Below are 23,768 nucleotides of genomic sequence, written 5' to 3' on the forward strand. Positions count from 1 at the left end.
CGTCGAGGCGCAGGAAGCTGCCGTCGCTCTCGTCGGCCTCGACCACCATCCAGTCGCTCGCGCCCAGCCGCGCGTTCGAGCCGTAGCTGTTGATGATGCCGCCGTTGATCACCGTCGGATCGACCCCGCCGGCGTCGAGCAGCGCCGCGATCATGCTGGTCGTCGTGGTCTTGCCGTGCGTGCCGGCGACCGCCACGGTGGATTTAAGCCGCATCAGTTCAGCCAGCATCTCGGCGCGGCGGACCAGCGGGATGCGCCGTTCCAGCGCTGCCTCGACTTCCGGATTGCCTCGCCTGATCGCGCTCGAGGTGACGACCACCGCCGCATCGCCCAGATTGTCGGCGGCGTGGCCGATCTTCACGTCGATGCCCTTGTCGCGCAGACCCTGAACGACATAGCCGTCGGCGACGTCCGAGCCCTGCACGGCATAGCCCAGATTGTGCATCACCTCGGCAATGCCCGACATGCCGATGCCGCCAATGCCGACAAAGTGGATCGCGCCGATATCGGTCCCGAACCCGCTCATGCGTAGGCGATCTCGCCGCTGGGGCCGGCCGGCTGCGCCTTACCGATGAGCATGTCCGCGGGCGGGTGATCCAGCCCCTCGACCAGGTCGGCAAGATCGCGCGCGGCGTCGGGATGGCCGCAGGCGCGCGCCCGAGCCGCGGCGTTTTCCAGCGCGTCGGGTTCCAGGCCGAGCTTCTGCATCTGCTTGGCCAGCTCGATCGGCGTGAACCTATCCTGCCCGATCACCCGCGCACCCCCGGCCTCGGCGATCTCGCGGCAATTGGCGGTCTGATGGTCATCGGTCGCCGACGGCAGGGGTACCAGGATCGCGGGACGCCCGGCGGCGGTCAGCTCGGCGATGGTCGAGGCGCCGGCGCGCGCGATGACCAGATGCGCCCAGGCCAGATCGCGCGGCAGATCGGGGAGATAGGTGGCGAGATCGGCGGCGATCGACAGCTCGGCATATTTCGCGCGGGCGCGGTCGATATCCTCGACGCGCGCCTGATGCGTCACCTGCAACCGCCGGCGAAAACTGACCGGCAGCATCGCCAGCCCTTCCGGCACGACCTGGCTGAGCACGGTCGCCCCCTGGCTGCCGCCGGTGACGAGCACGCGGAAGATACCGTCCGCCTCGAGTAGCGGGAACGGCCGATGGCGCAGTTCCAGGATCGAGTCGCGCACCGGATTGCCGACGAGGCGGACCTTGCCAGCGTAACTTGCCGACAACCTCTCGACCTTGGCATACGAGGTAGCGATCGCATCGACCCGGCGCGCGACCAGCCGATTGACCCGTCCCAGCACCGCATTCTGTTCATGGACCGCAGCCGGTATCCGGCGGTTGAACGCCGCCAGCAACACTGGGAGTGCGGGATAGCCGCCAAAGCCGATCACCGCCGCCGGCCGCAGGGTGCGGCACAGATCGACCGCCATCGCGCGGCTCTTCACGATTGCCCGGCCGGCCCGCAGCCAGCCGAGCGGCCCGCCCTCCAGCCGCCGCGCGGGCAGGACATGCGTCGCGATGCCCTCGAACAAGCCGGGAAAACGAACGCCGCGCGCGTCGCTGATCAGGTCGACGCGATGCCCGCGCCGTATCAGTTCGGCCGCCAGCGCCGCCGCCGGAACCATGTGCCCGCCGGTCCCGCCGGCGGCGAGGATGAACTGCCGCGCCTTGGTCATTCGCCGCTCCATCGGACGATATAGGGAGAGCGCGTCACAAACGGGTTCCGGCGCGTGAATGCAAGCAGCAGCCCCATGCCGATCGACAGCGCGATCATCGACGATCCGCCATAGCTGATGAACGGCATCGTCATCCCCTTGGACGGCGCCAGACCGGTATTGACCGCCATCGAGATCAGCGCCTGGCCGCCGAACTGGATCGCCAGCCCCGACGCCGCGAGCATCCGGAACTCGTCCTGCTCGTCGAGCAGCTTGACGAACACGCGGACGACGATCGCCAGGAACAGCGTGGCGATGATGGCGCAGGCGATCAGCCCGAATTCCTCGCCGATGACCGAGAAGATGTAATCGGTATGCGCCTCGGGCAGGCCGAACTTCTTCTGGCCCATCGACGGACCGGTGCCGAGCCAGCCGCCGGCGGTCAGCGTCGCCCGCGCCGCGTCGGTCTGGAAATGGTCGGTGCCGGCGCCGGCTCCCGGGAACAGGAAGGCATCGATCCGTGTGCGGGCGGTGTCGTAAAACAGATAAGCCGCGATCAGCCCGAGCGGCGCTACGCCGACCAGCCCGGCGATCATCCGCATCGACACGCCGGCGACGATCAGCAGCGACAGCCACACGGTGCAGAACAGCAGGGTCTGGCCGAAATCGGGCTGCAGCATCAGCAGCATCGCGATCAATCCAGTCATCGCCCCGGTCAGGATCGCGACCGGCAGGCCCGGTTCCTTGACCCTGAGCGACAGCAGCCAGGCGGTGGTGACGATGTACAGCGGCTTGAGGAATTCCGACGGCTGGAACTGCGCGATGCCGAACCCCAGCCAGCGCCGCGCCCCGTTGACCTCTACCCCCACTAACGGCACCAGCGCGAGCATCGCGACAAAGCCGACGCAGCCGATCAGCGCCAGCCGCCGTGCCACCCCGACCGGCAGCATCGACACGCCGACCAGCACCGGCAGCGACACGCCGACCCAGATCAGCTGGCGCCAGAAATAAAATAGCGGCGCCATCTTGTGGGTCGCGTCCGAGTAACGCTGCGCCGAAGCGGGCGAAGCGGCGGCCACCGCGACCAGCCCGATCGCCATCAGCAGCAGCGTGAGCACCAGCAGCACGCGATCGATGTCCCAGAACCAGGTGCCCAGCGGCGACCCGTCGCTGCGCCCGCCACGCCGTGCGATCCGGGACATCAGCCCGTCCGGCTTCACCTGGATATTCAAGGCAGTTCCCCCACCAGCCGGCGAAAGGTGTCGCCCCGATCCTCGAAGTCACGGAATTGGTCGAACGAGGCGCAGGCCGGAGCCAGCAGCACCACCTCGCCGGGCTCGGCATTGGCATGGGCGGCGGCGACGGCGTTGGCCAGCGTCCCGTAACAGCCGACGACCAGCCTGTCCTTGAGCAATTGGTAGAAGCCCGGCCCCGCCTCGCCGATCGTGTAGGCCAAGCGGACATGGTCGAACCAGGGCGCGCAGGCATCGAGATCGGCGCTCTTCGATTGTCCCCCCACGATCCAATGGATTCGGTCGAACGCCGCCAGCGCCGGCGCGGCGGCCTCCGCATTGGTCGCCTTGCTGTCGTTGACATAGGTGACGCCGCCGACGACCCCGACGCGCTCCATCCGGTGCGGCAGGCCGCGAAAGCTGGCCAGCGCGCGGTCAATCGCCTCGTTCGGGAGGCCCAGCGCCTCGGCGGCGTTGATCGCGGCGAGCGCGTTCTGCGCGTTATGCGGTCCCTTCAGCGACGGCCATTTCGACTGGTCCATGCATATGCCCGGCGCGATCCTGGTCACGTCGGCATTGCGGCCATGGACGGCGAGGTCGCGCGCGATCGCCGCGGACGGCGCATCGCCGATGCCGATGATCGCGGCGTGGCCAGGCGACTGCATCGCGAACAGCCGTGCCTTGGATGCGGCATAGGCGTCAAAACCGGCATAGCGATCGAGATGGTCGGGCGTGATGTTGAGCAGCACCGCGACGTCGCAGTCGAGGCTGGTGGTCAGGTCGATCTGGTAGCTCGACAGTTCGAGCACGTAGATGCCGCCTTCAGGCAACGGCTCCTGCTCCAGGATCGGGAGGCCGATATTGCCGCCCATCGTCGACGGGATGCCGGCGGCGCGGACGATGAAGTCGATCAGCGCGGTGGTCGTCGACTTGCCGTTGGTGCCGGTGATGCCGACCACTCGATGCGGCGGCAGGTCGGCGCGCGCCTGGGCGAACAATTCGATGTCGCCGATGATCGGCACCCCGGCCGCGCGCGCGCGGCCGGCGATCGGATGACGGTTGAGCGGCACGCCGGGCGATACGACCACGCCGGCAAAAGCGGTGAGATCGATTGCCATGGGATCGGCGATGGTCAACCTGCCCGTCCCGCGGAGAAACTGATCGCGCCGCCCTTCCTCCTCGTCCCACGCCGTCACCTCGGCGCCGCTCGCCGCCAGCGCGCGCACCGTCGCCGTGCCCGAGCGCGCCAGACCGAGCACTGCGTAACGTCCGCCGCGCCAGAGGGGCGAGGTGATCACCGGAGCTTCAACGTCGACAGCCCGGCCAGCGCCAGCACCAGCGCGATGATCCAGAACCGGATCACGACGGTCGGCTCGCTCCAGCCCATCTGTTCGAAATGATGGTGGATCGGCGCCATCTTGAACACGCGCTTGCCGGTGCGCTTGTACCAGAACACCTGGATGATGACCGACAGCGCCTCGACCACGAACAGCCCGCCGATGATGCCCAGCACGATCTCGTGATGCGCGGTCACCGCGATCGCCCCCAGCGCGCCACCCAGCGCCAGGCTGCCGGTGTCGCCCATGAACACCGCCGCCGGCGGCGCGTTGAACCACAGGAAGGCGAGCCCCGCGCCGACGATCGCGCCGCAGAAGATCGCCAGGTCGCCCGCCCGGGGCACGTGCGGGATGCCCAGATATTCGGCGAACTTAACGTTGCCGGCAAGGTAGACGATCACCATGAACGCCACCGCCGCGATGATCACCGGCATCGTCGCAAGACCATCGAGCCCGTCGGTCAGGTTCACCGCATTGCCGAACCCGACGATCGTGAACGCGGCGAACAGGATGTAGAAATAGCCGAGGTCGATCGACAGCTTGCTGAAGAACGGCACATAGAGGTGCGTGCCGTTGACATGGACGATGATCGCGCTGGCGATCCCGGCGATCGCGAACTCGCCGATCAGCCGCAGCCGACCCGACACGCCGGCGGTGCTCGCCTTTCTGACCTTGTCGTAATCGTCGAGGAACCCGATCGCGCCGAACCCCAGCGTGACGAACAGGCACGACCATACGAACGGGTTGCTCAGGTCCATCCACAGCACGATCGACGCGGCCATGCTGGTCAGGATCATCAGCCCGCCCATCGTCGGCGTCCCGCGCTTGGCCAGGTGGCTCTGCGGCCCGTCCAGCCGGATCGGCTGTCCCTTGCCCTGGCGTACGCGCAGCCAGCCGATGAACCACGGCCCGATGATCAGCCCGATCAGCAGCGCCGTCGCCACCGCCGCGCCGGTGCGGAATGTCTGATAGCGGATCAGGTTGAGGGCCCCGGGAAAGCCGAGATGCTGCGCGATCCAGTAGAACATTACGCCTTCCCGCCCGCGAGCGCCGCGACCAATGCCGACAGCCCGACGCCGTTGGACCCCTTGACGAGCACCGCGTCGCCCGGGGCCAGCACCGCGGTCAGTCGGTCGCGCGCGGCGGCGACATCGGCGACATGGACGAAATCCACCTTCCCCTCAAGCGCTTCGGCCAGCGGACGCATTGCCGCGCCGACCAGGATGACGGTTCCGGCTCCCGATTGCGCGACCGGATCGGCCAAGGCGGCGTGATAATCGCGCGACGATTCGCCCAGCTCGCGCATCTCCCCCAATACCGCCAGCTTGCGCGGCGCCGGTTCGGCCGCCAGCACCGCCAGCGTCGCGCGCATCGACGCGGGATTGGCGTTGTAGCTTTCGTCGATGACCAGCGCCTCGCCGTCCGCCACCGGCACCGTCAGCCGCGCGCCGCGCCCGGCCAGCTCGGCGAGTTCGGCCAGCGCGAGACCCGCCAGCGGCAGGTCGCCGCCCACCGCGTCGACCGCCGCCAGCACCGCCAGCGCGTTCGACACCCAATGCCGCCCGGGCGGGGCCACGGTAAAGCTCAGTTCGCGGGATCCGACGCGCGCGGTAACGAACGTACCGCCACTCGCCACCCGCATCGTCTCCAGCGCGCAGACGTCGGCGGCAGGATCAAAGCCGAAGCCGACCACGCGATCGGCATGGCGAACGGCGGCGCTCGCCAGCCGGTCGCGGTGCGGACTGTCGCACGGTATGATCGCCACCCCGCCCGGCTCCAGCCCCTGGAATATCTCGGCCTTGGCATCGGCGATAGCGGCTTCGTCGGGGAAGAACTCGGCATGGGCGGGGGCGATGGCGGTCACGATCGCGACATGCGGGCGCACCAGACGGGTCAGGTGGGCGAGTTCGCCGGGATGGTTCATGCCCATCTCGAACACGCCGAACCGCGTCTTCGCCGGCATCCGCGCGAGGCTGAGCGGCACGCCGACATGGTTGTTGTAGCTCTTGACCGAGCGGTGCGCCGCGTCCGGCGCCGCACGATCCAGCGCGGCGAACAGCGCCTCCTTGGTCCCCGTCTTGCCCGCCGACCCGGTCACGCCGATCACCCGCGCATCGACCCGCGCCCGCGCCGCCACCGCCAGCGCGTCGAGTGCTGCGGCGGTATCGGCGACCAGGACATGAGGGTGCGGGGCCGGAGTGCTGACGATCGCTCCGGCCGCACCCTGGGCGAACGCCTGATCGAGGAAGCGGTGACCGTCGGTGGTCTCCCCGGTCAGCCCGACGAACAGGTCGCCGAGGCCGACCTCGCGCGAATCGAACGTCACGCCGGACACGGCAAAGGCCGTGGAGGCGACGCCATCCGTTGCCGCAGCAATCGCGGCCGAGGTCCAAAGGGGCGTCATGACCCCGCCCTCATGCCGCCACCGCGCGCGCCACCGCGACGTCGTCGAACGGCAGCACCATGTCGCCGACGATCTGCCCCTGCTCATGCCCCTTGCCGGCGATCAGGACGATGTCGTCGGCGCCGGCCGTGCCGATGGCATAGGCGATCGCGTCGTGCCGATCGGCGATCTCGATGGCATCGGGTGCGCCGTGCAGGATCGCGGCGCGGATCGCCGCCGGCCGTTCGGTGCGCGGATTGTCGTCGGTCACGATCGCCACGTCGGCACAGCGTGCGGCGACCTCGCCCATCAGTTCGCGCTTGCCCTGGTCGCGGTCGCCACCCGCGCCGAACGCGACGATCAGTCGTCCGGCGGCATGCGGCTTGAGCGCGGCGATCGCCGCCTCCAGCGCATCGGGCGTGTGCGCGTAATCGACATAGACGGGAGCCCCGCTCCGCGCGATCACCGCGCGCTCCAGCCGCCCACGCACCGGCTGCAGCCGCGCCAGGGCGGCCAGCGTCGCCGCGACATCGCCGCCGGTCGCCACGACCAGACCGGCGGCGACCAGAGCGTTCGCCGCCTGGTACGCACCGATCAGCGGCAGCGCCACGCGGTGTTCGCGGCCATCGGCGACGATGGTCAGTTCCTGCCCCAGCAGCGTCGGCGCGCGTCCTGTCAGGCGCAGGGTCGTGCCGCGTTCCCCCACCGTGATCAACGGGTTGCGCCGCTCGCGGGCCAGATCGATCACGCGCGACGCCCGGGGATCGTCGGCCCACACCACCGCAATGCCATCGGGCGCCAGTACTTCGGAAAACAGGCGCAGCTTGGCGGTCAGATATTCGGCCATGTCGCCATGATAGTCGAGATGATCGCGGCTGAGATTGGTGAACGCCGCAGCGGCGACCGGGACGCCTTCCATGCGATATTGCGACAGGCCGTGGCTCGACGCCTCGAATGCCAGGTGGGTCACGCCCTCTCGCGCCAGCCCGGCGACATTGGACAGGAAGGTGACGACGTCGGGCGTGGTCAGCCCGGTCGCCACGCGATCCTCCCCGGTAATGACGCCCAGCGTGCCGATCGACGCCGCCGACATGCCCGCCATCCACCACAATTGGCGGGTCATCTCGACCGTGGATGTCTTGCCGTTGGTTCCAGTGACGGCGACGATCGTTTCAGGGAAGGGCGCGAAGAAGCGCGCGGCCAGTTCGGCAAAGCGCTGGCGCGGGCGGCGATCGGCGATGTGCAGCGCGCCTTCGACATGTGCCTCCGGCCGGGTGACAACGGCGATCGCGCGGGCGGCGACGGCAGCGGGAATAAAGTCCTCACCGTTCCTCGCCAGCCCCTGGAACGCACCGAACACGGTGCCCGGCGCCACCTTGCGATGATCGATGGCGAAACCGGTGACGATGGCGTCGCCACCGCCCGCCACCAGCTCGCCCAGCTTCACTCCGGCTCGCCCGTGGATCGACCTGATTCGCCCCACAGCAACGGCAGCAAATCGGCAACATCGATGTCGCGGCTGGTATCGGGGATCACGCCGAGCAGCGGCCCGGCACGCGCGATGAACCGCCCGACCACTGGCGCGGCGGTCCAGCCGGCGGTCGCCTGGCCGGCGGACTGGGCATTACCGATCGGCGAATCGAGCATCGCGACCACCACATAGCGCGGCGCGTCCATCGGGAAAGCCGCGGCGAAGGTCGAGACATTGGCTTTCTTGGAATAGCCGCCGGCGACCGCCACCTCGGCGGTTCCGGTCTTGCCGCCGACGCGATAGCCGGCGACATCGCTCTTGCGTCCGGTGCCCTTCAGGACGACCAGCCGCAGCAACTGGCGCATCCGGTCGCTGGTCGCCTGGCTGATCACCCGGCGACCGGCGGCGGCCTTGCCCGGCGCTACCTTCAACAGCGTGGCCGGGCGCAGGATGCCGCCATTGACCAGCGCGGCATAGGCGCTGGCGAGGTGCAGCGGGGTGACCGCGATGCCGTGGCCATAAGCGGTGGTCATCGTCGTGATATCGCCCCAATAACCCGGCCATAAAGGCCGGCCGCGTTCCTTCAGCTCGATTGCCGGACGGTCGCGAAAGCCCATCGCGACGAACATCGCGGCCAGCCGGTCCTTGCCGACCTCCTTTGCGATGCGCGCGGTGGCGATGTTGGACGAATGGACCAAGGTCTCGGGAATATCGAGGAACCGGCGCTGGGGATGGTCGTCCTTGATCGTGAAGCGGCCGACCTTCATCGGAGCGGTCGCGTCGAACCGCCGCGCCATCGACGTGACGACCCCAGTGTCGATCGCGGTCGCCATGGTGATCGGCTTGAACGCCGATCCCAGCTCGTAGACGCTCTGCGTAGTGTTGTTGCGCAGCTCGTCGAGCGTCGCGGCACCGACCTTGTTGGGGTTGAACACCGGGAAGGAGACCATCGCCACGACCTCGCCGGTAGCGACGTCGAGGACGATGCCGGCGGCGCTCCGCGCCTTGAAGCTGGTCATCGCCTGACCCAGCTCGCTCTCCATCGCGGCCTGGACGCGGGTGTCGATCGACAGTGCGATCGGGGCGTCGCCGGCGGCCGACAGCTGGCCGTCGAGGACGCGCTCCATGCCGCTGACCCCCGTGGCCCCCTTGGGATCGAGGAACCCCAGGACGTGCGCGGCCAGCTGCGATTGCGGATAGAGGCGATCGCGGTGACGTTCGAACACGATGGCGGGCTCGCCGATCGCGTTGACGTCGGTCACCAGCGAGGCCGAGATGTTACGCGCGATATAGGTGAACGGCCGGCCGGACGTGAGCGCCGCATAGAGCTGGCCGCGATCGAGCCCCAGGATCGCCGCCAGCCGGTCGGCGATCTCGCCGCGATTGCCCAGCAGCCTGGCGGGGTGGACGCCGATCGCCCAGGTATCGATGGTACGCGCCAGCGGCGCACCGTTGCGGTCGACGATATCCCGTCGCGGCCCGGCGCCGCCGATCGCGCCGACATTGTCACCCTGGGCATGCGCCGCCAGCAGCGCCAGCTTGCCGACAACCAGAAGCACCGCGCCGGCATAAACCAGCATCATCACCATCAGCCGCAGTTGCGATGTCGCGCGCTGGGCCTGCCGCAAGTCACTCTGGCGGCGCGGTGCCATCGGCCGCGCGACAAGCGCCGTGGCGGTCATCGCAGGCCGCCCTCCGATCGCCCGACCCTGACCAGATCGCCAAGTGTCCTGTCGCTCAGCAGCTTACGGTCCAGCATCGCCACCGCCCTGGTCGGCGCCCTGACCTCGCTGCCAGCCGAGGCCTGGGCCGACGCCGCTTGCGGCCTGGGCGTATCGCGCGCAGCCGTCGCAGCGACCTGCGGCAGGGCGACCGCGCCAGGAACCGCCGGAGCGCTGGGAACGATCGATGCAGCCTGCACCTGCACGCTGGACCCGGGCGGCCGGTTGAAGTCGATCGACGCGAGCGCCGCACCGTCGCGGACATATTGCGCCGCGGTCGGTGCGCTGAGCCGTAGGGTGTCGCCATTCCACTGCTCTAGCCGGGCCAGGCTGGCGCGGGTGTCGAATTCGGTCTCCAGCGCGCGAATTTCGCGTTCGGTGGTCGCGATTGAACGTTCGATCTCGACTACCTTGCGGCGCTCGGCGGCGACGCGAAGGCTCATCAGATAGCATCCCAGGATCACGCCGACGCACAGCACGAACCAGCCGAACCACCGGAAACGATACGCCACCGCCATCACGCTTCTCCCTGTACCCATGGTTCCGCCGCGGTTCGCCGCGCAACGCGCAACGTCGCCGACCGCGCGCGCGGATTGGCCGTCACCTCGGCATCGCCGGGGCGCACCGGCTTGCCGATCTGTTCAAAACTCGGCGTCGCGCTTGCCGCCGTTGGCGGCAGGTGGCGCGACCTTGCCGGCGTCGCACCGCTGCGCTCGCGCAGGAAGCGCTTGACCAGCCGATCCTCCAGGCTGTGGAAAGTGACCACCGCCAGCCGCCCGCCGGGCCGCAGCACCCGCTCGGCGGCGACCAGGCCGTCGGCCAGCTCGCCCAGTTCGCGATTGACGTGGATGCGCACCGCCTGGAACGTCCGCGTCGCGGGATCCTTCTTGTCGTGCGACCGATGCCCGAGCGCCCGGCGCACGACGCGCGCGAGATCGCCGGTGGTGGCCAGCGGCCGCACCTCGACGATAGCGCGGGCAACGCGGCGCGAACGCGGCTCGTCGCCATAATGATAGAGGATGTCGGCGATCTCGCCTTCTTCGGCGGTGTTGAGGAAATCGGCGGCGCTCGGCCCCGTCCTGCTCATCCGCATGTCGAGCGGACCGTCGCCCTGGAAGCTGAAGCCGCGATCGGCGCGGTCGAGCTGCATCGACGAGACGCCGATGTCCATCACCACCCCGTCGACCGGCACCGCGCCGCGTGCGGCCAGCTCGACCGCCATCGTCGAGAAGAGCGCCGGCACTAATGTCAGGCGATCGTCGGCCGCGGCCATCGTGCGGCCCTCCGCAATAGCGTCGGGATCCTGGTCGAACGCGAACACGCGCGCACCGGCGGCCAGCATCGCGTTGCTATAGCCGCCGGCGCCGAAGGTCGCGTCGACATGGCGCTCGCCCGGCACGATGGCCAGCGCCCGCACCGCCTCGGCGCCTAACACCGGGACATGGCGCGGCGCGGTCATCACAACAGCCCCCCATCTTGCGCAAGACCCCTGTCTTCCATGAGACCGCGACAGGCATCCTTCATTACGTCGGGTACGGCGGGATCGGCGAACAACACCTGCGGGTCCCAGATTTCAAAACAGTCGATCGAGCCCCAGAAGAAGGCATGCTTGCCGATCTTCGCCTTGCGCCGCTGCCATCCGGCCAGGACGCAGCGACCGGTCGAATCGAATGCCACCTGGTCGCCGCCCCCGGCCAGGGTGCGCCGGATCGCATAATCGGGATGTCCGTCGGCATCGATCCGCGAATCCTCGATCCGCGCGGCGCGGTCGAGTTCGTCGTCGAGATATCCCTGGTCGTACCCGATCAGGCATTGGCTTTGGCGATGGATGGCGATCGTTACATTATGCCCGGCGCGCAGATCCTCGGCGGCGGTATTGGCCTCCACGGTTTCGCGCAGCTTGGCGGGAATGGAGACGCGGTTTTTATCGTCTACGATCTGCAGCCATGCCCCCTGATACCTGCTGCGTCGCGCCACGACTGGTTTGCCCCACCGCGCATGCCTGCCCAAGCTTCCGGAAGCAGCATCCTGCTTGCCGAAACCGCCCTGATTCGCCGGGAAGAAATGCCCCTCTAATGACCCAGGTTGCTACCAAGGGACTTAATGGCGATCAATGGGAATCTTTGCCACTGGATGGGCTAGATTAAGGAAAGTGGGTCTAAGTAGCTGTTCTGCGATCAAATCTATGTCCGGCAATTATGCCCTGCCGCGGGATATTGCGCCGATCGAGGGCCACGGCGCTTCGCCGGCATGTGATTAACCGGATTGCGGCAAGCTTTCCCCCTGCACGCTGTTCGAGCGCCGGATTTACGGCCGCCCGGCGGCGGAGGCAGCGGGCGTAGCCTGAGTGCTTGGAGCCACGCCCAATTCCGCCAGCGGCTCGCTGGTGGCGACATTTTCCGACGTGGCGGAATTGGTCATCGTCAGATTGGCGACGACATCTTCCTTGGGCGCCCCGATCGCCACCACTGGCCGTTCGCGATCGACCGCGCTGAAGATGACCGCCGCGACGCCGATCAGCAGCAGGACGCTGGCCAGGCCGATTACCCCGACCTTTACCCGCTGCACCGTCTGCTTGCCGTCCCGAATCCAGATTTTCATAGTATGTGGCATAAATGTAACGCAATATGTAGCGCTTGTCCACTCACCCTTGATTTGGATCATTCTGCCGCAAGGAGCGCCAGTCCCTTTGCCTCCAGCCATGCCGGATTGTAGATCGTCGACAGATAGCGAAAACCGGTATCGCACAGGATCGTCGCAACCCGGCTGCCCGCGCCGAGCCGTCGGGCGAGCAGGATCGCGCCGGCAACGTTGATCCCGGACGACAGGCCCAGGCACAACCCCTCTTCGGCGAGCAGCCGCCGAACCCAAACCATGCCCTCCTCGTCCGAAATGCGGAACTGCGCATCGATCGGCGCGCCTTCCAGATTGGCGGTGACGCGCCCCTGGCCGATCCCCTCCGCGACCGAAGAGCCTTCGCTCCTCAACTCGCCACAGGCATAATAATCGTAGAGCGCGGCGCCGTGCGGGTCGCTGAGCGCGATGCACACCTTTTCGTCCTTCGCCTTCAGGCCCAGCCCGACCCCGGCCAGCGTGCCGCCGGTGCCCACCGCGCACGTAAAGCCGTCGATCCGCCCGTCCATCTGCCGCCAGAGCTCCTCGGCGGTGCCGAGAACATGCGCCCGGCGATTGGCGATATTGTCGAACTGGTTGGCCCAGATCGCATTGGGCGTTTCCTCGGCGATCCGCCGGCTGGTATGCACGAAATGGCCCGGGTTGGAATAAGCCGCCGCGGGCACCAGCACCAGTTCCGCCCCCAGCGCGCGCAACGTATCCATCTTTTCGCGGCTCTGGGTCTCGGGCATGACGATGATCGTCCGATAGCCCTTGGCATTGGCGATCAGGGCAAGGCCGATGCCGGTATTGCCCGCGGTCCCTTCGACGATCGTGCCGCCGGGCGCGATCAGCCCGCGTTCTTCGGCGTCCTCGACGATGAACAGCGCGGCGCGATCCTTCACGCTGGCGCCGGGATTGGTGAATTCGCACTTGGCGAAGATATCGGCGCCGGCCGCCTCACTCGGGCCGTCCAGCCGGACGAGCGGGGTATTGCCGATCAGGGCCAGCATGTCGGAAGCGATGGTCATCACCGATAGATACGCGCGTCTCCCGCCGGCACAAGCAATCCCCTGTTGTCCGCCGGCAAGCTGCCGTTCGGGCGTTGATCGCCCCCCTTCTCCGGTCGTGCTAGCGGCGGGGCATGACCCGCAAGAGTTCGTTCGCCCCGATCGTCGATCATGCCACGCGACTGCTGATCTGCGGCAGCCTGCCCGGCGACCGCTCGCTTGCCGCCGCGCGCTATTATGCGCATCCGCAGAATCAATTCTGGCGGTTGCTATCGCCGGTGGTGGAGGCCGATCTTGCCGCGCTCGATTACGACGCACGGCTAGCAGCCCTCCTTGCCGCGCACATCGGCCTGTGGGACGTGGTCGCCAGCGCCACGCGAACCGGCAGCAGCGACGCGGCGATCCGTGCCCCCGCGCCGAACGACCTGCCGGCACTTGCCGCCACGCTGCCCGACCTCAGGGGCATCGCGTTCAACGGTGCCCTGGCGGCCAGGATCGGCATGCGCCAGATGACGGACGCGCACACGGACTATGCTTTGATCGCGCTGCCCTCGAGCAGCCCGCTCCACACGATCGGCCTGGCGACCAAGCAGCTGGCATGGACGGCGCTGGGATCGTTCGTGCCATAGCCGGGATCGGACAGTTATTGGGGTGCCCGGATTTTCCGTCAGGCACCGGGTGCGCGGTCTGCGCACCCGGTGGAGACGATGTTACCTTGGCGCCAGCCCGTGCTGCTCAAGCCAGGTGAATGTCGCGTCGTAGAATGTCGGCGCCGACAAGTTCGAATTGATCGAGTGGCCGGCATTCGGGATCACGATCCGCGTGAACGAGGTGTTCCAGTAGGACGATTCCTTGAGCGCCTGCGGATCCGTCGTGCAATCGAAGGTTCGCGTGCACCAGATCTTGTCATATCGTCCCTGGGCGAACAGCACGGGTGCGGTGATCTTCTGCGTCAGCTGGGTCTGGTCGCTCGTGTCCATCGGCAGCGCGGTGAACTCGGTCGGGGACAAGGTATCCTTCAGGATGCCTTCCTCGTACGGGACGATGGCCGGATCATAGGAGCCCCCTTCGACGAAGACGCTGATCCTGACGTTCGGCCGCGACGTCAGATAGCTGGCTGCCGACAGCTGGCCGACGAACTTCGGATCGGTCGCGGCGGGCACGAAGGTGGTGAGCTGTTCGGGCGGCGGGCTCAGATTGTGGCCAATGCCGGTGACGATCACGCCGTCGACGTCGCGGTAATTGGCGGCCTCGTTCTCCGCGGTCAGCGCGCCCATCGAATGTCCGTTCAGGATTACCCGGGTGAAGCGAATACCCACGGAGCCGTCGCGCAGCATCTGGACGAGCTGGTGCGTGACGTACCCCGCCACATTGAAGTCGAGCGTCGCCGCGACCGGACGGTCGCTCTGCCCATAGCCAAGCCGATCGATGTTCAATGTCGCATAGCCACGCTTGGTCGCGGCCTGGACATAGGAATAGCGATCGGGCTGGAACGGCGAATCCCAATAAGTGTGGTTATAGGCACCGCCATGAATCAGGATCTGAACCGGCGTATCGGACGTAACCTGGCCCCGGAAGCAGAATTGCCCCCACACCGATTGCTTGACGATATCCGTGGCGAACTGCTTCACCTTGAAGATATACGTCCTGCATTGCAGCGGTGCCGACGAGGAGGCAGGCGCGGCGTCGGCGTTCGTCGCGGGCAAGATGCCTGGAGCCATCGCCAGAGCGACTGCCGCCGCCAGGCCGGCATAGGGGGCTTTGTAGCGAAAGGAAGCTCTTTTCATTGACCTCTCTCCTGTCAACGCCGTTCATGCCGACGACCTGATCGCAACGGATTCGATTCCGTTTACGGCACGGCCTTTTTGCCATGGGCCGCAAACCGAATGCAAGGCCAGCTTATGGAGCAGCATCCGGAATGACCGGATTTGGGGCAGTATGAGCCGAACGGGCTGTGGGCAAACGACCGCATGGCGAAACGCGCGCCGCCGGCCGCGGCGGATTGCGGTCTCCGGCATGGTGCTCGACCGGCACCGAACCATCTGGAAACAGCGGGGCTGGCAATGCCCGCTGGAGGCAAAGTTCACGAAAAGTCACGTCCTACGCCCTGTCGCTCGCGCTCTGGAGAGCGGAACAGCTGCCTTCGTTTCAAGACCCGACATATGACGGATCGGCGGCATGTAGGACAGCATGATGTCCGCTGATGGCGGGTCAACGGTGGACTACGCCATGCTCGTCCGCCTAAACAAGCTCGCGATCGCGAGGAACGACCGAAACGGTTCGAGAACAACGGCTCGAAGCCATAGCTGGTGTACCGGGCCTGCCGCTTGTCGACCTTTTCCGGATCGCCGCAATCCAACACATCGAGCTTTTCAGCGTCGCTGCCATGCGACGCCGCCCTGTCCATAGGGCCATGTTCTGCTAACGTTCCGTCATGTCGCCGCTGTCGTCCGAGTCGCTGTTGCCGCCGCGCCCGCTGCGCTGGCTGTTCCTCGACCTCAACAGCTATTTCGCCAGCGTCGAGCAACAGCTCGATCCCGCGCTGCGGGGCAAGCCGATCATTGTCGCCCCGGTCGGCTCCGACACCACCGTCGCGATCGCCGCCAGCGTCGAAGCCAAGCGCTACGGCATCTCCACCGGCACCCCGGTGTGGGAAGCAAAGCGCCTGTGCCGCGACGTCATCGTCACCCCCGCACGCCATGAAAGATATGTCGAGATCCATGACGCCGTGATCGCCGAGATCTGGCGCCATGTGCCGGTCACGCATGTCTGCTCGATCGACGAGGTCGCCTGCCGGTTGCTCGACAACGAGAATTCGGTGGGCGCCGCCATGGCGTTGGCAAGGCGGATCAAGGCGGGCATCCGGGCCCATGTCGGCGATTGCCTGACCTCGTCGGTCGGCATCGCGCCCAACCGCCTGCTCGCCAAGCTCGCCTCCGACCTTGAGAAGCCTGACGGGCTGGTCGTCCTGGCTGCCGAACAGCTGCCGCGCCGCCTCTATGACCTGAAGCTGCGGGACATCGCCGGGATCGGCGCGAAGATGGAGCGGCGGCTGGCGCGCGACGGGATCAACGACATCCGCCAATTGTGCGAGCGCCGGCCGCGCGACGCAGGGACCGCCTGGGGCGGGACAAACGGCGATCGGCTCTGGTATCTGCTCCACGGCGTCGACCTGCCCGACAAGCCGACGCAGAGCCGCACGATCGGGCACAGCCACGTATTGTCCCCGGGCAAGCGCGGCGCCGAACCCGTCCGGCTGACCGCGCGCAGGCTGGCGCTGAAGGCCGCCAGCCGGCTGCGGCGCAAGGGTTATGCCAGCCGCCTGGTGGTGCTCCACGCCCGGTTCGAGGATGACAAGACCGTCTGGCAGGTCAGCCGCAAGCTGCCCTCGACGCAGGACAGTTTCGTGGTGCTGGCGGCGCTCGACGCCTTGTTCCCGCACCTGGCGGCGGAAGGGGCAAGGCGGCATGGCGGCCTGCGCGTCCGCATGATCGGGGTAACGCTGGCCGAGATCGCGCCTGTCGCCGGCGATCAGGGATCGCTGTTCGACCGGCTCGACCCCGACGATCCGCTGGCGCGCGAAACGCGGGGGCTGGCGCTCAGCCGCGCGATGGACCGGATCAACGAGAAGTTCGGCCGGCACGCCGTGTCGCTCGGGCCGCAGACGGGCAGCCGGATCGATCGCGTCGGCACCAAGATCGCCTTTGGCCGCATTCCCGACCTGGACGAATTTCACGAGTGAAGCATTGCGCCGCAATAGACATGGAATGACAGTTTAGGGTCGCTCTTGACGAATGATGCTGCATACGCGAAGCCACGATCCCATGCGAACCCCCCTGCTCCCCGCCGCCGCCGTCGCGCTGATCGCGCTGACCGCCTGCCAGCAACCGGCCTCGGTCGAGAACACGACCATCGCCAACTCCGCCAAGCCTCCGGTCGAGCTGCCGCCGGCGATCAAGGCCGAGGTGACGTTCCGTTGCCACGGCGAGAACAGCCTGGCCAAGGTCACGTTCTTCGAGGGCGACAAGCTGGTGATCCTGGCCGCCCCTCCCGAAAGCACGCCGGTCAGGCTGACCGCGCCTGCCGCCGGCGAGCCCTATGTCGCCGATGGCGGTTATGAACTGACCGGTACGCCCAAGTCGATCAAGCTGACCACGCCCGGCAAGACCGCGCTGTCCTGCGACGCCTGATCCGCTCGGTCGTCGTGGCGGGTCGTGGCGGATACGTCCGCCGCCACGGTTGATCCCCGCCGCGCCATCGGGCAGAAGCCGCGCGACTTAGCGGGGCAATCCTTGGCGACCATCGCGATCTACAGCCTGAAGGGCGGCGTCGGCAAGACCACGCTCGCCGTCAACCTGGCTTGGGCGGCAGCGACATTGTCGGCGCGGCGCACCCTGTTGTGGGACCTCGATCCCCAGGCGGCCAGCACCTGGCTGCTGACCGACGCAAAGCCCCGCAACGACGCGCAATCGGTGTTCAACCGCGACGTCGATCCGGCCAGGCTGGTCCGCCATACCGGCTTTGCCCGCCTCGATCTCCTCGGCGCCGACGCTTCCCTGCGCGGGCTGGACCTGTTGTTCCACCAGCTCGACAAGAAAAAACGGCTGGCCAAGCTGCTCGAGGCGATCGGCAAGGATTATGACCGGGTCATCCTCGATTGTCCGCCGGGCCTGACCGAGACCAGCGAGCAGGTGATTCGCGCCGCCGACCTGATCGTCGTGCCGGTCATCCCGTCGCCGCTGGCGCAGCGCGCCTTTGGCGAGATGGCCGCGCATCTGGGGAAGAAGGCGCGCATCCTGCCGATCCATTCGATGGTCGACCGGCGGCGACGACTCCATGCCGACGCGCTCGCGGCCGAACCCGACTGGCCGGTGGTGCCGATGGCCAGCATGGTCGAGACGATGGCCGCGCGCCGCGCGCCCGTGGGCGCTTTTGCCCCGCGCTCGGCGGCGGCGAGCGCCTTTGCCGGACTGTGGCAGGCGATCGAACGCCGGCTGGCCGGATGACCGTGCCCGCCGCACCCGTGAAGTCCCCGCTTGATCCCTCGCATGACCGACTCGACCCGCATATGGTGCTGGGCGCCTATGCCATCGGCGTATTCCCGATGGCCGACCATCGCGATGCGCAGGGCGTCTATTGGGTCGAACCGAAACGCCGCGCGATCCTGCCGCTGGACGGGTTCCGGGCGTCGCGTTCGCTGCGCAGGGTGATTGCCGCGGACCGTTTCCGCGTCACCGCCGATACAGCGTTCGGGGACATGATCGCGCTATGCGCCGAAAGTGCCGCGAACCGCCCGGAAACATGGATCAACCCGACGATCGAGGAAGCGTTCACCACGCTTCACCATCGCGGATATGCCCATTCGATCGAATGCTGGGACGGCGAGGTGCTGGCCGGCGGGCTGTACGGCCTTGCCTTGGGCCGCGCGTTCTTCGGCGAAAGCATGGTCAGCCGGGCGACGGACGCGTCGAAGGTTGCGCTTGCCTGGCTGGTGGCGCGGCTTCGGGTCGGCGGGTTCGCCTTGCTCGACTGCCAGTTCCAGACGCCGCACCTTGCCTCGCTGGGCGCGGTCGAGATCAGCCGCGCCGATTATCTGGCGTTGCTGTCGATGGCGGTGGCCGGGGCACCGGGCGCTGCCGGCGCATCCGGCGACTTCGGCGCGCTCGACCGCCTGGGCGATCGGACGGGGGCGGAATCGTCGTCGCTGCCGTTGCCGGCGGCGACGGTATCGGGTCCGCCGTCCGGAAAGGTCATCGCGCAGTTCTTGACCCAGACGTCGTAGATCGGATCGATCACCACGTTGAGCGCCGGCCGCTCCTTGTAGAGCCAGCCCGAATGCACCCGCCGCCACTTCTTGTCGACCTGCATCACGTCGAGCTGGACGAAGGCGCCGGTATAATGCTCCTGCTCCCACGGCGCGGTCTGTTCGCAGGCGCGCAGGCGGACGATGGCATTGCCGACGCGTATCGCCTGGCCGGGCTTCATCGTCAGGTCGCGGGACTGGCCGTTGCGCTTGTTGAGCAGGCCGAGCACCGCGACGCGTTGGGCCATCGGCGTCGTGCCCGCCTCGACCGCGACGGTGCCCGATACGTCGATCGTCTCGACGCCGCCCGATTGCCCGGTGTCGAGGTCGAGCGCGGTGGCAGGCGCCGTGGCCTGCGGCTGCTCCCGGTGGCCATCCTCATACCAGGTCCACCCTGCCCAGCCCGCCGCGCCCAGGCCGGCAAGCGCGGCGATCGTGCCGAGCACAATACGCGTCCTCATCCCTCCGGCGTCCAGGCTTCATAATCGCCCGTCGCGGCCGCGCGCCGCCCGCCTTTTTCCAGCGCGCCGGGGGGCCGATAGGCCTGCGCCGTGCCGGTCAGATTGGCGAGCGCCGGCTTTTCCCACCGCCGCAGCGGCGGCAGCGCGCAATCGGGCACGTCGTCGATCTGGTGATGGAGCCAGCTGAACCAATCGGGGGGCACGCGGCTGGCGTCGTTGGACCCGTCATAGACCACCCACCGCCGGGGTCGGCCGGCAGTATCGCTGCCCCCCTCATAATAAGCATTGCCGAGCGCATCCTCGCCGACGCGGACCTTGCCGCCCAGGCCAAGCCATGTGCCCAGCGTGATGCCGGTCCACCAGGTGAACGGATTGAGATTGAGGCCCATGGACCGCGCTTACCCCGAAAGCCGCGCGCGGTTCAACGCCGTTCGCCGCCGCCCGCCTGCCTGCCTATTGCGCCGCTTGCCCCAGCCATGTCGCCCGATCGCCCTCGGCAATGCCGAGCGCGGCCGTCCGGCCGCCACGCAGTTCCAGCACCGCGGTCACCGGCTCGTCCGACCGCACCGGTTCTTCGGAAAACGGAATGGTCTGCACAGCGATCCGCGCGATCGTGCCGTCGGCGCGGATGAACACGATGTCCAGCGCGCTCGGGGTGTTCTTCATCCAGAAATTCGCATCGCGCCCCGGCCCGCCGCCTGCGGGATAGGGCCAGAACAGCATCCCGCCATCCTCGGGGATTGACGCGCGGAACATCAGCCCGCGCGCCTGTTCCGCCTCGGTCACCGCGCGTTCGACGGTAAACTCGTGGCTACGGCCGTTGCCGCTGATGGTGATCGCGATCGTTCTGCCGGTCGGATCGACCGCGCCCGCGCCGCCGCCGTGGTCGCAGCCCGCCACCAGCATGCAGGCGACAATCCATCTCGGGAAGATATGCGGGAACATCGCCGGGCCGTATCAGTCGTCGCGTTCGACCGCTACCGCCAACGGGCCCTTGCGGCCCTCGACGATCCGCGCGCGCAGGCACTGGTCGGGTTCTACCTCGTGCAACCCGGCGCGACGCAACGTCTCCATATGGATGAAGATGTCGGCGGAATCGACGCCGCGCACCAGGAAGCCATAGCCTTTCAGCCGGTTGAACCATTTGACCATGACCGGCTCGAACGGGCCGGCATCGTCGAGCAAGGTGACCGGATCGATCCGGTCGCCATCGGTGCGGCCGCGCCGCCCGGGATCGGCGGCGGTCGTCACATCGATCGATATGATCTCGCTGGCCTGCAGCCCGCGCTCACGCCCCACCGCGACGCATTCGACACGCGCGCCTTCGGGCAGGCTGCGCCGACCATGGGGCTGGAGGACCGAAAAATGGATGAGGATATCGCCGACAGCGGGATCATCGGCGACCAGGAAGCCAAATCCCCGCGTCACATCGAACCATTTGACCACGCCGGCATGCCGCATCCCGCTGGCAAGACCGGCCGTATCGTCCTGGTCGGGCGACGGCCCTACATCATGCTGCGGCGGCTGTTCTACGCGCACTCTCATCCCCCTGCGAGGGCAAATGTAGCATGATGTTGCGCCGCGCCAAGCCCTTCCGGAGGAGCATCACACGCAATCAGTCTTCATCTAACGTCGGGTCATCGCCCGGCGCCATCGCCACGACGCGACGCGCCAGCGCGGGCGCGTGACCACCGCGCAGCATCGCCGCCATATGCTTGTCGCGCAACGCGTGATCCGGCGCTTCGACCGCGAACGGACCGATCCTTCGTCGCCGGGCAAAGGCCAGCGCGGCCTCCATCGCCCGCGCCGCGATCGCCGGCATGATCGCGTCGGCATCGTCGCGATCCAGGCCCGCATGGCGCAACGCGCCGGCGATGCGGCGCGCGCCGGCGCCGCGCCGGGTCATTGCCGTCGCCCGCCCCTCACCGAACGCGCGATCGTCGACATAGCCCAGCCCGGCGATCCGCTCGACGATCGCGGCGATGTCGATCGAAGCATCCGTCGCGCCGCTCAACCGTACCTTCCGCGTGAGATAGGCGGCCAGCCTTCGGCGCGTGGTGGCGTAGCGTTCGACGTAACGCAACGCCAGCCGCTCCACGGCCGCGTGATCGAACGGCGGCATCGGGCGGGGAACTCGCGGCATGTCGCCTTGATTGTGCCACAGTGGCAACGGATTTTGAATGCCTTGCCGTCGGCACGCCACGTCCGCCGGCAACGCAAGGTGCAAGGACGCAAGGCGACGGAGGCCGGGACGCGAAGGTAGATGACGATGGCAACGGACTCTCTCCTGGTTGAAGCGGGCCTGCCGGCCGGGCTTTCAGCCACGCCGACCGAAGACAGGCTGGCGCGCCGGTTCGCCGATTTCACCACCTTGGGCGATGCGCTGGATTACGCGGCGATCGGCACGCGCGGCCTGAATTTCCACGATGCCCGGGGCGCCCTGACCCGCCCCTATCCGTTCGCCGAGATGCGCCGGGATGCACTGGCGATGGCTCATCGGCTGGTCGCATCGGGCATCAAGCCCGGCGACCGCGTCGCGCTGGTTGCCGAGACCGGCGCAGAGTTCGCCGCGCTGTTCTTCGGGGTGGTCTATGCCGGGGCATGGCCCGTCCCGCTGCCGCTGCCGACCAGCTTCGGCGGCGCGCAATCGTATATCGACCAGCTGGCGGTGCAATTGTCGAGCTGCGACCCGAAACTGCTGATCTTCCCGCGCGAGATCGGCGCAATGTGCGCCGAGGCCGCGCGCCTGCAGGGGGTCGAGGGCATTGACTGGGCCAGCTTTGCGGAGCGTCCCGCGGGCGTCACCGACCTGCCGCGCGCCGCGGCCGACGACGTCGCCTATCTTCAATATTCCAGCGGATCGACCCGCTTTCCCCATGGCGTGGTGATCACCCACCGCGCCTTGCTCAACAACCTGGCCGCGCACAGCCATGGCATGCAGCTGATCGGCAGCGATCGCTGCGTCTCGTGGCTGCCCTGGTATCATGACATGGGGCTGGTGGGGTGCTTCCTGTCGCCCGTCGCCAACCAGGTATCGACCGATTACCTGAAGACCGAGGATTTTGCGCGGCGCCCGCTCGCGTGGCTCGACATGATCAGCCGCAACGAGGGCACGTCGATCAGCTATTCGCCGACCTTCGGCTATGACATCTGCGCGCGGCGCATTTCCAGCCAGACCCGGGCATGCGACCGCTTCGACCTGGCGCGCTGGCGGCTGGCGGGCAACGGCGCCGACATGATCCGGCCCGACGTGATGCAGGCGTTCGTCGATGCATTTACCGAATGCGGGTTCCAGGCATCGGCGTTCCTTCCCAGCTATGGGCTGGCCGAGGCGACGCTGGCGGTGTCGATCATGCCGCCCGGCGAGGGCATTCGCGTCGAACTGGTCGAGGAAACCCAATTGTCCGGCGCCGACCAGCGCCGGGATCGCCCGCAACGCTATCGCGCGATCGTCAATTGCGGCAAGCCGGTGCGCGACATGGAAATCCAGATCCGCGAGGAGGACGGCACCCCCCTTCCCGAGCGCGCGATCGGGAAGATCTGGTGTCGGGGGCCGTCGGTGATGGCCGGTTATTTCCGCGATGCCGACGCCACTGCGGCGTGCATGGCCCGGGGTTGGCTCGACACCGGCGACATGGGCTATCTGTCGGACGGCTATATCTACGTCGTCGGCCGCACCAAGGACATGATCATCGTCAACGGCCGCAACCACTGGCCGCAGGACATCGAATGGGCGGTCGAACAGCTGCCCGGGTTCAAGGCCGGCGACATCGCCGCCTTTGCCATCACCACGCCCGGGGGCGAGGAAACGCCGGCGGTACTGGTCCAGTGCCGCAGTTCCGACGAGGCCGAGCGCGTGCGCCTGCGCGACGAGATTCGCGAGCGCGTCCGCTCGGTGACCGGCATGAACTGCGTCATCGAGCTCATCCCGCCACGCACGCTGCCCCGCACCAGTTCGGGCAAGCTGAGCCGCGCCAAGGCGCGCAACCTTTACCTGGCCGGCGAGATAAAGCCCTACGCCATCGCCGCGTGAGAGGGGTTCCTGCGCCATTGTGCAACTGCGAAATGCGATATC

The 23,768-nt window shown here is 67.7% G+C and carries 24 protein-coding genes and 1 pseudogene; 6 read left to right on the top strand and 19 right to left on the bottom strand.

The genetic code is table 11. From position 1 onward, the window contains the following. The 13 genes from ACFE7K_RS09945 to ACFE7K_RS10005 all read right to left on the bottom strand — a co-directional run. Window positions 1-526 (bottom strand): Mur ligase domain-containing protein (locus tag ACFE7K_RS09945; RefSeq protein WP_375398035.1); only part of this gene is annotated, 526 nt, incomplete at its 3' end. Further along, window positions 523-1,683 (bottom strand): undecaprenyldiphospho-muramoylpentapeptide beta-N-acetylglucosaminyltransferase, encoded by a 1,161-nt coding sequence (gene murG / locus ACFE7K_RS09950; RefSeq protein ID WP_375398036.1) that lies wholly within the window; start codon window positions 1,681-1,683, stop codon window positions 523-525. The genes ACFE7K_RS09945 and murG, both read right to left, overlap by 4 nt. Further along, window positions 1,680-2,864: an FtsW/RodA/SpoVE family cell cycle protein gene (locus tag ACFE7K_RS09955; RefSeq protein WP_375398037.1), complete on the bottom strand. Its 1,185-nt coding sequence runs from the start codon at window positions 2,862-2,864 to the stop codon at window positions 1,680-1,682. The genes murG and ACFE7K_RS09955 overlap by 4 nt, the downstream gene beginning before the upstream one ends. 26 nt (window positions 2,865-2,890) lie before the next feature. Continuing rightward, on the bottom strand, window positions 2,891-4,192 hold the full coding sequence (murD, locus tag ACFE7K_RS09960) for a UDP-N-acetylmuramoyl-L-alanine--D-glutamate ligase (RefSeq protein WP_375398038.1): 1,302 nt from the start codon (window positions 4,190-4,192) through the stop codon (window positions 2,891-2,893). After that, entirely contained in the window at window positions 4,189-5,259 is a 1,071-nt protein-coding gene (gene mraY / locus ACFE7K_RS09965; protein WP_375398039.1) for a phospho-N-acetylmuramoyl-pentapeptide-transferase, read from the bottom strand. Before mraY ends, murD begins: the two co-directional genes overlap by 4 nt. Then, window positions 5,259-6,635 carry a UDP-N-acetylmuramoyl-tripeptide--D-alanyl-D-alanine ligase gene (gene murF / locus ACFE7K_RS09970; RefSeq protein WP_375398040.1) on the bottom strand — a complete coding sequence of 459 codons (1,377 nt, stop codon included), beginning with the start codon at window positions 6,633-6,635 and terminating at the stop codon, window positions 5,259-5,261. The genes mraY and murF overlap by 1 nt, the downstream gene beginning before the upstream one ends. Window positions 6,636-6,645: 10 nt before the next feature. Beyond that, a complete protein-coding gene (locus ACFE7K_RS09975) occupies window positions 6,646-8,061 on the bottom strand; it encodes a UDP-N-acetylmuramoyl-L-alanyl-D-glutamate--2,6-diaminopimelate ligase (RefSeq protein WP_375398041.1) in 1,416 nt (471 codons plus the stop codon). Continuing rightward, the gene (locus ACFE7K_RS09980) at window positions 8,058-9,767 is read right to left on the bottom strand and encodes a peptidoglycan D,D-transpeptidase FtsI family protein (protein ID WP_375398042.1); all 1,710 of its coding nucleotides are present in this window, start codon (window positions 9,765-9,767) and stop codon (window positions 8,058-8,060) included. Before ACFE7K_RS09980 ends, ACFE7K_RS09975 begins: the two co-directional genes overlap by 4 nt. Further along, window positions 9,764-10,324: a hypothetical protein gene (locus ACFE7K_RS09985; protein WP_375398043.1), complete on the bottom strand. Its 561-nt coding sequence runs from the start codon at window positions 10,322-10,324 to the stop codon at window positions 9,764-9,766. Before ACFE7K_RS09985 ends, ACFE7K_RS09980 begins: the two co-directional genes overlap by 4 nt. Beyond that, on the bottom strand, window positions 10,324-11,265 hold the full coding sequence (gene rsmH, locus ACFE7K_RS09990) for a 16S rRNA (cytosine(1402)-N(4))-methyltransferase RsmH (protein WP_375398044.1): 942 nt from the start codon (window positions 11,263-11,265) through the stop codon (window positions 10,324-10,326). Before rsmH ends, ACFE7K_RS09985 begins: the two co-directional genes overlap by 1 nt. After that, window positions 11,265-11,783, bottom strand: coding sequence for a division/cell wall cluster transcriptional repressor MraZ (locus ACFE7K_RS09995; protein ID WP_375398045.1), 519 nt, complete (start codon window positions 11,781-11,783; stop codon window positions 11,265-11,267). Before ACFE7K_RS09995 ends, rsmH begins: the two co-directional genes overlap by 1 nt. A 330-nt stretch (window positions 11,784-12,113) precedes the next feature. Next, window positions 12,114-12,407, bottom strand: coding sequence for a hypothetical protein (locus ACFE7K_RS10000; protein WP_375398046.1), 294 nt, complete (start codon window positions 12,405-12,407; stop codon window positions 12,114-12,116). Window positions 12,408-12,466: 59 nt separating this feature from the next. Continuing rightward, a complete protein-coding gene (locus ACFE7K_RS10005; protein WP_375398047.1) occupies window positions 12,467-13,450 on the bottom strand; it encodes a cysteine synthase A in 984 nt (327 codons plus the stop codon). A 113-nt stretch (window positions 13,451-13,563) separates the two neighbouring features. Here ACFE7K_RS10005 and ACFE7K_RS10010 point away from each other — a divergent pair, with 113 nt between their 5' ends. Beyond that, on the top strand, window positions 13,564-14,058 hold the full coding sequence (locus tag ACFE7K_RS10010; RefSeq protein ID WP_375398048.1) for a DNA-deoxyinosine glycosylase: 495 nt from the start codon (window positions 13,564-13,566) through the stop codon (window positions 14,056-14,058). An 81-nt stretch (window positions 14,059-14,139) separates the two neighbouring features. On the opposite strand, the gene ACFE7K_RS10015 is transcribed toward ACFE7K_RS10010, so the two are convergent. Further along, entirely contained in the window at window positions 14,140-15,216 is a 1,077-nt protein-coding gene (locus ACFE7K_RS10015) for an alpha/beta hydrolase (RefSeq protein WP_375398049.1), read from the bottom strand. Between the two features lie 647 nt (window positions 15,217-15,863). On the opposite strand from ACFE7K_RS10015, the gene ACFE7K_RS10020 reads away from it, so the two are divergent. From ACFE7K_RS10020 to aat, 4 genes are all read left to right on the top strand, one after another. Next, the gene (locus ACFE7K_RS10020; RefSeq protein ID WP_375398050.1) at window positions 15,864-17,171 is read left to right on the top strand and encodes a type VI secretion protein ImpB; all 1,308 of its coding nucleotides are present in this window, start codon (window positions 15,864-15,866) and stop codon (window positions 17,169-17,171) included. A gap of 82 nt (window positions 17,172-17,253) precedes the next feature. Further along, window positions 17,254-17,619 carry a hypothetical protein gene (locus ACFE7K_RS10025; RefSeq protein ID WP_375398051.1) on the top strand — a complete coding sequence of 122 codons (366 nt, stop codon included), beginning with the start codon at window positions 17,254-17,256 and terminating at the stop codon, window positions 17,617-17,619. 102 nt (window positions 17,620-17,721) lie between these two features. Next, the gene (locus ACFE7K_RS10030) at window positions 17,722-18,435 is read left to right on the top strand and encodes a ParA family protein (RefSeq protein ID WP_375398052.1); all 714 of its coding nucleotides are present in this window, start codon (window positions 17,722-17,724) and stop codon (window positions 18,433-18,435) included. Window positions 18,436-18,497: 62 nt separating this feature from the next. Next, window positions 18,498-19,211 carry a leucyl/phenylalanyl-tRNA--protein transferase gene (aat, locus tag ACFE7K_RS10035; protein ID WP_375398089.1) on the top strand — a complete coding sequence of 238 codons (714 nt, stop codon included), beginning with the start codon at window positions 18,498-18,500 and terminating at the stop codon, window positions 19,209-19,211. Between the two features lie 35 nt (window positions 19,212-19,246). Here aat and ACFE7K_RS10040 read toward each other — a convergent pair. From ACFE7K_RS10040 to ACFE7K_RS10060, 5 genes and pseudogenes are all read right to left on the bottom strand, one after another. Next, window positions 19,247-19,693: pseudogene (locus ACFE7K_RS10040) on the bottom strand (DUF2155 domain-containing protein); the annotation flags it as partial. Beyond that, the gene (locus ACFE7K_RS10045) at window positions 19,690-20,082 is read right to left on the bottom strand and encodes an NADH:ubiquinone oxidoreductase subunit NDUFA12 (RefSeq protein WP_375398053.1); all 393 of its coding nucleotides are present in this window, start codon (window positions 20,080-20,082) and stop codon (window positions 19,690-19,692) included. The gene ACFE7K_RS10045 and the pseudogene ACFE7K_RS10040, both read right to left, overlap by 4 nt. Window positions 20,083-20,146: 64 nt before the next feature. After that, complete coding sequence (locus tag ACFE7K_RS10050) at window positions 20,147-20,638, bottom strand: DUF192 domain-containing protein (protein ID WP_375398054.1); 492 nt, start codon at window positions 20,636-20,638, stop codon at window positions 20,147-20,149. A gap of 12 nt (window positions 20,639-20,650) precedes the next feature. Beyond that, window positions 20,651-21,154 carry a cold-shock protein gene (locus ACFE7K_RS10055; protein WP_375398090.1) on the bottom strand — a complete coding sequence of 168 codons (504 nt, stop codon included), beginning with the start codon at window positions 21,152-21,154 and terminating at the stop codon, window positions 20,651-20,653. A 154-nt stretch (window positions 21,155-21,308) separates the two neighbouring features. Further along, window positions 21,309-21,815, bottom strand: a complete 507-nt coding sequence (locus ACFE7K_RS10060) for a regulatory protein RecX (RefSeq protein ID WP_375398055.1) — start codon at window positions 21,813-21,815, stop codon at window positions 21,309-21,311. Window positions 21,816-21,962: 147 nt separating this feature from the next. Here ACFE7K_RS10060 and ACFE7K_RS10065 point away from each other — a divergent pair, with 147 nt between their 5' ends. After that, complete coding sequence (locus ACFE7K_RS10065; RefSeq protein WP_375398056.1) at window positions 21,963-23,726, top strand: fatty acyl-AMP ligase; 1,764 nt, start codon at window positions 21,963-21,965, stop codon at window positions 23,724-23,726. The last annotated feature ends 42 nt before the right edge of the window (window positions 23,727-23,768 follow it).

The sequence above is a fragment of the uncultured Sphingomonas sp. genome (genome assembly GCF_964244265.1).
Classification (GTDB): Bacteria; Pseudomonadota; Alphaproteobacteria; order Sphingomonadales; family Sphingomonadaceae; genus Sphingomonas.